6 protein-coding genes and 1 pseudogene are annotated in these 9,368 nt (G+C 68.0%); 3 read left to right on the forward strand and 4 right to left on the reverse strand.

Going from position 1 to position 9,368, the window contains the following annotated elements:
• Together LJE61_RS13300 and LJE61_RS13305 are read left to right on the forward strand one after the other, a co-directional pair.
• Positions 1–1,212: efflux RND transporter permease subunit (locus tag LJE61_RS13300; RefSeq protein ID WP_296918617.1), on the forward strand; the 1,212-nt coding region annotated here is incomplete at its 5' end.
• Between the two features lie 212 nt (positions 1,213–1,424).
• Positions 1,425–2,786, forward strand: a complete 1,362-nt coding sequence (locus LJE61_RS13305; RefSeq protein ID WP_296918619.1) for a diguanylate cyclase — start codon at positions 1,425–1,427, stop codon at positions 2,784–2,786.
• A 232-nt stretch (positions 2,787–3,018) separates the two neighbouring features.
• Here LJE61_RS13305 and LJE61_RS13310 read toward each other — a convergent pair whose 3' ends face one another.
• On the reverse strand, positions 3,019–3,873 hold the full coding sequence (locus LJE61_RS13310; protein ID WP_296911259.1) for a c-type cytochrome: 855 nt from the start codon (positions 3,871–3,873) through the stop codon (positions 3,019–3,021).
• A gap of 319 nt (positions 3,874–4,192) precedes the next feature.
• Positions 4,193–4,657, reverse strand: coding sequence for a CBS domain-containing protein (locus LJE61_RS13315; RefSeq protein ID WP_296911260.1), 465 nt, complete (start codon positions 4,655–4,657; stop codon positions 4,193–4,195).
• A 491-nt stretch (positions 4,658–5,148) separates the two neighbouring features.
• Here LJE61_RS13315 and LJE61_RS13320 point away from each other — a divergent pair, with 491 nt between their 5' ends.
• Complete coding sequence (locus LJE61_RS13320; RefSeq protein ID WP_363306402.1) at positions 5,149–8,019, forward strand: ribonucleoside-diphosphate reductase subunit alpha; 2,871 nt, start codon at positions 5,149–5,151, stop codon at positions 8,017–8,019.
• A 487-nt stretch (positions 8,020–8,506) separates the two neighbouring features.
• Here LJE61_RS13320 and rfaH read toward each other — a convergent pair whose 3' ends face one another.
• Together rfaH and LJE61_RS13330 are read right to left on the reverse strand one after the other, a co-directional pair.
• The gene (rfaH, locus tag LJE61_RS13325) at positions 8,507–9,034 is read right to left on the reverse strand and encodes a transcription/translation regulatory transformer protein RfaH (protein WP_296911262.1); all 528 of its coding nucleotides are present in this window, start codon (positions 9,032–9,034) and stop codon (positions 8,507–8,509) included.
• A gap of 3 nt (positions 9,035–9,037) precedes the next feature.
• A pseudogene (locus tag LJE61_RS13330) lies at positions 9,038–9,368 on the reverse strand (undecaprenyl-phosphate alpha-N-acetylglucosaminyl 1-phosphate transferase); the annotation flags it as partial.

Here is a 9,368-nt window from a genome sequence, read left to right on the forward strand (position 1 = left end):
GTCAACGGCCTGATCAAGGGGCTCGAGATCCCTGGATTGCGTGTCTCGCTCTTCACGCGCGGGATCCGTGGCATCCGCTTCAACCAGGGAGACGACGACGTCAGCCTGCGCATCGCCGGACAGGATCTGACGACCCTGGCGGAGCTCGCCGACCGTGTCGTCGAGCGCCTCAAGACCGTGGAAGGCCTCGGGAACATCCAGCACAGCAGTCAGGACATCACACAGGAGATCTCCATCCGGCTCGACCCGCAGCGCGCCGCCAGCTTCGGTCTGAGCGTGGAGGACATCGGCGCCGTGCTGCGCTTCGCACTGGAGGGTCGCGAGGTCACCGAGCTGATCGACGGCGATCGCTCGATCGAGATCCTGCTGCGGCTCGACCGACTGGACATCGCCGCACCGGGGGATCTGGACTCGATCGTCCTCTTCAGCAAGACCGAGCCCCGGCGCCCCCTGCGGCTCGGTGATCTCGCCAGCATCGAGATCCTGCCGCAACCCGCGACCATCCTGCGCGACCGCCAGCAGCGCATCGTCGAGATCACCGCGTCCCTGCGGGAGGGGGTCACCCTCCAACAGGCGATCGAGTCGGCGCTGGCAGCGGCCTCCGAGGTCCCCCTGCCCCCCGGCTATCGCCTCTACGAGGCGGGCAGCCTGGAGACCCTGAAGCAGGGACAGGACATGAGCCGGATCCTCCTCGGACTGGCACTCTTTCTGGTGCTGGTTGCCATGGCGGTGCAGTACGAGTCGATACGCAACCCCTTCATCATCCTGATCTCGGTGCCCTTCGCGGTGATCGGCGTCGTGCTCGGTCTGCAGTGGACGGGGCTGCCAGTCTCCATGCCGGTCTGGCTCGGCCTGATCATGCTCGCCGGGATCGTGGTCAACAACGCCATCGTCCTGGTCGAGTTCATCGAGCTGGAGCGGCAGACCGGACTGGACGCGCGCAGCGCCATCCTGGAGGCCGCCCGGCTGCGACTTCGGCCGATTCTCATGACGACCCTCACCACCGTCGTCGGGATGCTGCCACTGGCGCTCGCCATCGGGGAAGGCTCGGAGATGCTGCAGCCCCTGGCGGTGACCATCGTGGCGGGTCTATCCTTCTCGACACTGGTCTCGCTGGTCCTGGTCCCCCTGGTCTATCAGGTGCTGGGCGCCCGGGCGCGGCCGGGCGCAGCCCGGGGTCTGCAGGATGGGCGCCCGTCCACGAGCCACTGACGCCTTCAGCGCGCTCGCTGCGGGAAGCGCCCGGCGTGTCGCGCCGCCGGCGCGAACGACCAGGAGGCGGGTCGCAAACGGCGCTGCCGGTGCGCGCGTCGATCGTTGGCGGGGAGGCGCCGGCAGCCTCACGCCGCGGCCCGCCGGCCTCGGCGGTGGCGTGGCGACGACCCGGGAACGGGCACTATGAGCCGCACAGGAGGAGCCGTCGTATGGACACCGATCTCGCCCAACTCGAGCACGCCGACACCGCGCACGCGATCGAGATCGCCCCGAGGGTCTGGTGGGTCGGTCATCTGTCGCGCGATGGGGGCATCGGCACCCATGTCTATCTGGTGGAGCAGGGCGAGCAGTCGGTCCTGCTCGATCCCGGCTCGCGCTGCGGCTTCGCCGACACCTTGCGCAGGATCGAAGAGGTCATCCCCTTTGCGTCGATCCGCTATTTCGTCTGTCACCACCCCGGCCCGGACGTCGCCGCCGCCATGCCGGTCATCGACGAGATGGCCAGCCGACCGGACGCGCTCCTGGTCACGCACGGGCACACCCACGCGCTGCTGAGCCATTACGGGCTCAAGCTGTCCCAGCGGCGCGTGGAAGACCACGACTGGCGCCTCCCCCTCGAGGACCGCGAGTTCCAGTTCATCTTGACGCCCTATGCCCCCTCCTCCGGGTCCATCGCCAGTTTCGACCCCGGCAGCGGGCTCCTCTTTTCGGGCGCCCTGTTCGGCGCCTTGACCGAGGGTGCGACCCTGATCGCCCGCGACGAGTCCTTTTCAGAGGCGTTGCAGATCTTTCACGCGCAGCAGATGCCGAGCCGCGACATCCTCGATCTCGCCCTGAGCCGCTGCGAGCGGCACCCGATCAAGGCCATCGCACCGCACCAGGGCCCCTTGATCCCGGAGCGACTGGTCCCCTCCGCGATCGAGGCCCTCAGGCATCTCGGATGCGGCATCGACCTGCTGTCCGGCGCGCCCACCGACACCCGGCGGCTCTCCCGCCTCAATGAGCGGCTTCGCGAGATCACCCAGACGTTGCTCGACCATGGCGCGACCGAGAGCGCTCGGCAGGACGCCTATCAGCGCTCCATCCGTGATCCGCTGACCGGACTGTTCACGCGCCCTTACATGCAGGACGTGATGGAACGTCATTGCAGCGTCCACGACCGTAACCAGGCGGCGCAGGTGGCGGCTGTCATGATCGATGTCGATTACCTCCAGTGGGTCAACGACACCCATGGCCGGGCCGCGGGGGATGCGGTCCTGCGGCAGGTGGCGCAGATCCTGCGAGATCGCATCCGCAACACCGATATCCCGGTGCGCTTCGGCGGAGCGGGTCTCATCCTCTTTCTGGTCGGTGCCTCGGCCTTCGGGGCGATGGACTATGCGGAGCGCATCCGCGCCGCCGTCGAGCACCACCCGTTCGAGACCCCCGCCGGGCATCAGCTGTCGGTCACGGCCAGCCTCGGCGTGGCGATAAGACACCCCCACGAGCCGCTCGAGGAGCTGATCCGTCGTGCCGACCAGGCGCTCTGCCAGGCGAAACAGGGCGGGCGCAATCGGGTCGAGCTGGCCTGACGGCACCTTGGACAGTTCAAGGTGCCCGTGCGGGGCGAGGATGCCGCGCCATGCTCAGTCACCCAAGCGACTGAGAATGAAGAACAGCGGAACCCGCGCTGTCGCTCGGCGTGTTGAGAAATTGCCGGGAAGACCATCCTTCAAGGTCCCCTCGGGCGGCCAGCCGCGAGCGATCATCCCTCGTCGGATCGCTCCGGGCTGGCTGTCGTCGCTCAAGCCCGCACTGGGACGATCAGGGCGACTCGCCGGGAAGCGGCTGGGCCGGCGGAACGACCGGGTAGTCCGGCGGCCCGGGCGGGGGCGGCGCCTCCAGCAACTCCGGCGGGAAGGGAGGGGTCGGTGTGGCTCCCATCGGGTCGCGGACATAGGCCGGGAAATCGGGGTTGGTCCAGCCCGCCTCCGCCAGCTTGTCCGCCGGCGGACGCAGGCGCGAGGTGTAATCGAGCACGGCGGCCCGATCGCGCGGCGTGAAGCCGTCGATCTGCTTGACCATCTTCGGGTCCGAGTTGTGACGTCGGCCGCTGCGAATCGCGTCGAACTGGCGCATCAGGTAGGGATAGTGTTGCCCGGCGACCAGCGGAATGTGCTCGGACTCGTTCCCCTCGCCGGCCTCTCCGTGGCACCTGGCACAGTGCTCCGCATAGATCTGCCCCCCCAGGTCCAGATCCACCCCGGGGCCCACGCCGTTCCGGGGCGTCATGGGAAGCGCTGCCACGTAGGCCGCGACATCGGCGAGGCTCTGCGGACCGCCGAGGATCCGCGGCACCGAGAAGGGATACATGAGCGGGTTGTCGCGATTGCGCGCCCGGATGTCGGCGAGCTGCTTGATGATCACGGTGCGCAGCTGACCGGCGATCTGCGGATAGGTCCCGTCGAGCGTCCCCCAGCCTTCCGGGCGGTGACACACGGCACAGGTCAGATAGACCTCGCGCCCGTTGTCGAGGTCCGGCGTCAGCGACAGGACCTGATCGTATTCCGCCCGAGCGATGGCGGCCGGATCCTGGGCACGGACCGGGATCGAGACGACGCACCAGGCGGAGCCGAAGAGGCCGATCGACAAACCAATCGCGATCGCTCGGTTGGGCATCTTGACCTCCAGACACAGGCGTCAGGACCGGGGCCTGACCACAGGGTAGTTGATTCCCGAACGAAACGGCCGGCTCCATCGGCACGACGCCGTCGAGGCGGCCGCCCGCCCTTGGTCGCGACGCGTGCGCGATCGCTCCCTGGACGCCCGCGCAGGATCCAGCCTGAAGCAGGCCGGCGGACCACCCTCGCCGGGTTGCCCCCCTCGTCGCCGCCAGAATATTCCCTGGCCGGGAGGTGTGGCAACCGCAGCGGGCTCACCGCCCAAGGGGCAGCGCGGAGACCCCGCCCAGACGCGCGACCCGACGGGGCGCGTCCGCTCAGGCGCCCGTCAGGCCGCTGGTCACGCTGGCTTGGAAGATGGCCTTGTGGACGTCGCCGATGCTGAGCATCCCCAGGACGCGCCCACCCTCGGCAACCGGGATCCGCCTGAAGTTGTGCCGCACCATGACGGTGGCGGCGCGCAGCACATGCATCTCGGGGTCGACCGTGACCGGATTGGGGGTCATCAGATCCGCGGTGCTCATGGCAAGGATCTCGGAGTAGCGCGCCATCTCCTTGTCCAGGTCAACCGAATGCATCCCCTCCGACATCAGCTTATCGAGCTTCGGGAACAGGCTGTGGAGGAGATCTTTCTCGGCGATGATCCCCACCAGTCGGTCCTCATCGTCGACGACGGGCAGACCGTGGAAGCGATAGAGACACATCAGGGAGGCCACCTCCGCGATCTTGGTCTCCGGTTTCACCGTACGCACCGACCGGCTCATGACGTCTCTGACTTTCATCTGGACCATCCCTCCATTCGCGTTGTTGTCGATCAGGTCGCGGACACGAGAATGCGCGCCGCAGACCCGCAGCTCCCGCGATTATCCTAGAAAAGGCCGTTGAACGCTTGGTTGCTTGATGCAAGCGATCGATTCCGACCCGCTTTCGCGGAGCCGACCCACCCGCGGGATCCAGGTGCCCCACGCGCCGCTGCCCACAGGCCGCCGTCGTCCCGGACCGCCGCCATCCCAGCAGCCATGCGGCCCGTGCGAAGGACCGTGCCGCGGGGCACCCCGGTCGTCCACAACCTATCAACAGCTTTTCAGGCGTTTTTTACACAAGATATTGTGGTTGACGGATCCTTGCTTGGATATATATTGTGACTGGCGGGTATTCCACTCACAGTGCCCTGCATCCCGTGCCGCCCACACACCAGATCTTAGGAGGAGACATGTCTGCCACCAGCCCATCACTGTCACAGACCACGTCGGGTGAAGACGCCGCCGCTTCGTTGCACCAGCCACCTGCCGACACGGGACAGGAGATCACCGCTCACACCCCCGGCAAGGTCCAGGTCATCCGGCGCAACGGCAAGGTCACACACTTCGACGCCAACAAGATCATGGTCGCCATGACCAAGGCCTTCCTCGCCGTCGAGGGCGGCTCGGCGGCGGCCTCCAGCCGCATCCACGACCGGGTGCGGGAGCTCACCGATCAGGTGACCGCGGCCCTGACCCGGCGTCTTCCGGGGGGCGGAACCGTCCATATCGAGGACATTCAGGACCAGGTGGAGCTCGCCTTGATGCGGGCGGGCGAGCACAAGGTCGCGCGCGACTATGTGCTGTACCGCGAGGCGCGCGCCCGCGAGCGCGCGGAGCGGGCCGCGACCAGCGCACCGGCCGAGAGCGCCCACCCGCTCGCGGTCACCCTCGCCGATGGCAGCACACGCCCCCTGGATGTGGAGCGGATGACGCGACTGGTCGACGAGGCCTGTCGCGACCTCGATGCCGTCGATGCGCCGGCGATCCTCAACGACACCCTGCGCAACCTCTTCGACGGCGTGCGCGAGGCCGACGTCGGACAGGCCCTGGTGATGTCCGCGCGCGCCATGATCGAGAAGGATCCCCAGTACAGCCAGGTCGCCGCCCGGCTGCTGCTCGACGTCGTGCGCCGCGAGGCCCTCGGCTTTCTCGGGCTGGCCGTCGGTGTGGAGACCCAGGCCGATCTCGCGGAGCGCTACGGCGACGCCTTCGCGGCCTACATCCGGCGCGCCGTGGACCTCGAGCACCTGGATCCCCAACTGGCCCGGTATGACCTCGCCCGCCTCGGCGCCGCGCTGCGGCCCGAGCGCGACCTGCAGTTCACCTACCTGGGGCTGCAGACCCTCTACGACCGCTACTTCATCCACACGGCCGGGGGGACCCGCTTCGAGCTGCCCCAGGCCTTCTTCATGCGCGTCGCCATGGGCCTGGCCATCAACGAGATCGACCGCGAGGCGCGTGCGGTCGAGTTCTACGAGCTGCTCTCCAGCTTCGACTTCATGAGCTCGACCCCGACCCTGTTCAACTCGGGGACCCTCCGGCCCCAGCTCAGCTCCTGCTATCTGACCACGGTCCCGGACGACCTCGACGGCATCTACAGCGCCATCAAGGACAATGCGCTCCTGTCCAAGTTCGCCGGCGGACTGGGCAATGACTGGACCCGGGTCCGCGGCATGGGCGCCCACATCAAGGGAACCAACGGGAAGAGCCAGGGGGTCGTGCCCTTCCTCAAGGTGGCCAACGACACGGCGGTGGCGGTCAACCAGGGCGGCAAGCGCAAGGGCGCCGTCTGCGCCTATCTCGAGACCTGGCACATCGATGTCGAGGAGTTCATCGAGCTGCGCAAGAACACCGGTGACGACCGCCGCCGCACCCACGACATGAATACCGCCAACTGGGTGCCCGACCTCTTCATGAAGCGCGTCGCCGAGGACCAGCACTGGACCCTCTTCTCGCCGGACGAGACGCCGGACCTGCACGATCTCACGGGCCTGGCGTTCGAGCAGGCCTACCTGGCCTACGAGGAACGGGCCGAGCGCGGCGAGCTCAAGGTCAGCAAGCGCATCAAGGCCGTCGACCTCTGGCGCAAGATGCTGGCCATGCTGTTCGAGACCGGCCACCCCTGGATCGCCTTCAAGGACCCCTGCAACCTGCGCTACACCAACCAGCACGTGGGCACCGTGCACAGCTCCAACCTGTGCACCGAGATCACGCTCCACAACAACGACACGGAGATCGCCGTGTGCAACCTGGGGAGCGTGAACCTGGCCGCCCATGTCACCGAGAAGGGTCTGGACACCGCACGTCTGCAGAAGACCGTCGGCACCGCGATGCGGATGCTCGACAACGTCATCGATTACAACTTCTACAACGTCCCCCAGGCACGCAGCTCCAACCTGCGCCACCGCCCGGTCGGGCTCGGCATCATGGGCTTCCAGGATGCCCTCTACAAGGTGCGCATCCCCTACGCGAGCCTGGAGGCGGTGCAGTTCGCCGACCTCAGCATGGAGGCCCTGAGCTATTACGCGATCCGCGCCAGCACCGATCTCGCGGAGGAGCGCGGGCGCTACCAGAGCTTCGAAGGCTCGCTCTGGAGCCGCGGGATCCTCCCGATCGACAGCATCCGGCTGCTCCAGGAGGCCCGCGGCAGCTATCTGCAGATGGACACCGGGTCCACCCTGGACTGGGAGGGCCTGCGCGAGCGCGTGCGCACGCTCGGCATGCGCAACTCCAACTGCATGGCGATCGCGCCAACCGCCACCATCAGCAACATCGTCGGCGTGAGTCAGTCGATCGAGCCGACCTACCAGAACCTCTTCGTCAAGTCCAACCTCTCCGGCGAGTTCACCGTCGTCAACCCCTACCTGGTCGCCGACCTCAAGGAACGGGGTCTCTGGGACGCCGTGATGGTCAACGACCTCAAGTACTTCGACGGCTCGGTGCAGCAGATCGACCGCATCCCGGACGATCTCAAGCAGCTCTACGCGACCGCCTTCGAGACCGACCCCCGCTGGCTGGTCGAGGCCGGCAGCCGCCGTCAGAAGTGGCTCGACCAGGCGCAGAGCCTCAATCTCTACATGCGCGAGCCGAGCGGCAAGAAGCTCGACAACCTCTACAAGCTGGCCTGGGTGCGCGGGTTGAAGACGACCTACTACCTCCGCTCCATGGGCGCCACCCACGTGGAGAAGTCCACCATGGACGACGCGAGCAAGGCCAACCGCCTCAGCGCAGTCGGCGGGAATTACCTCTCCCTCGAGAAGACCAAGCCCAACGGGAAGGGCAACGGCGCGGCCCCCTCGGCTTGCTCCATCCTGGACCCGGAGTGCGAGGCCTGCCAGTAGCGCGGGATTCCCGTGCGGACACGCTTGCCCGAGGGGCCGCCCGTCACGCAGCGCCGGGCACGCCGATTAAGGCAGCGCGTCCGGGCCACAGGGCAGTGCCAGGGCAGTGGCGGATGGGCAGCGGGTGCGCCGACGACGCGCCGATGGGCGACGCCGGCCGACCCTGGCCGCTGGATCCCGGCATTCCCTGCCGGGATGACGGTCACACTTGACCGGCCCGGCACCGCCTGCCCTGGCAGGGAGTGGCGGGGGCGTGCCCAAGCCCGGGTGCCTGACCAGGCGTGGACTCCGCGGATGACACGACGCCCGACGGGCCGCTGAGACAGAGGGGATCGGTCAGCGACGCCCCTGCCTCCAGCGCGTCTATGCGGTGGACCGCCCGGTTTCGGGCGCAGGACACCCGATCCGCGCGAGCGGAGGGCCAGAGGCGGCAGGGTTGGCCGCCCCGCATCGCGGTCGCGACGCGGCTTGCCCCGCGGGGAGCGGGTCAGGCAGAGCGGCGGATGCTGCCCAGCGGCAGGGTCAGACTGACCTGGCGGTGCAGGAGCTCGATCAGGAGCTGGACACGCTGCTCGCCCTGATGCGCCTTGAAGATCGCATCCAGACCCCGGAAGGGTCCCTCGACGATCTGCACCCGTTGACCCGTCTGCAGAGCCGGCTCGGTCGCCCGCTCGTCGAGCCGGCGGCGGATCTCCTCGATCAGGTCGTCATCGACGGGCAGCGGCTCGCTGCCGAACGCCACCAGGCGTGCCACCCCGCGCGTCGAGCGCAGGGGGGACCAGTTGTCGACCCAGCGCTGCAGGCGGATGAAGAGATAGTTGGGAAACAGCGACTCTTCCGCGGCGAGCCGGCGCCCCCGACGGATGTGCTCGACCCGCAGCCGGGGGTGAAAGACCTGGTACCCCTGGCGCACCAGGTTCGTCTCGGCACGCTCGGCCTGGCGCGGCTTGGACTGGACCAGGTACCAGTAGGGGCGGCCCGACACCCCCGCTTCGACATCAGACGCCCGTGTCATGCCTCAGACCGCCTCCACCGCCAGCTGACGACGGCGCCGCCGCACCGAGCGGTGGAGCCGCTGCGCCGAGCGCAGGAAGACCAGATAGGCCACGAATGCCAGGATCCCCGCGTAGAACATGACCGGCGAGGGGGCCCCCAGTATCCGCCCCGCCACACCCACAGCGGCGAGCGCGGCCGCAACGGACAACATCAGAATGAGTGACTGACGCGTGCTCCCGAAGATGCGTGCGAGCAGATGATGCAGATGGGCGCGATCCGCCTTGAACGGGGACGTGCGTTGCAGCATCCGCCGACCCATCACACTGAGCGTATCCAAAAGCGGAATGGCGGTG

The sequence above is a fragment of the Thiocapsa sp. genome (assembly GCF_022340925.1).
GTDB lineage: Bacteria > Pseudomonadota > Gammaproteobacteria > Chromatiales > Chromatiaceae > Thiocapsa.

Coding starts and splice junctions, on each gene's coding strand:
- LJE61_RS13310 (WP_296911259.1), bottom strand. CDS start 3,873: ATGCCCAACCGAGCGATCGCGATTGGTTTGTCGATCGGCCTCTTCGGC.
- LJE61_RS13305 (WP_296918619.1), top strand. CDS start 1,425: ATGGACACCGATCTCGCCCAACTCGAGCACGCCGACACCGCGCACGCG.
- rfaH (WP_296911262.1), bottom strand. CDS start 9,034: ATGACACGGGCGTCTGATGTCGAAGCGGGGGTGTCGGGCCGCCCCTAC.
- LJE61_RS13315 (WP_296911260.1), bottom strand. CDS start 4,657: ATGAAAGTCAGAGACGTCATGAGCCGGTCGGTGCGTACGGTGAAACCG.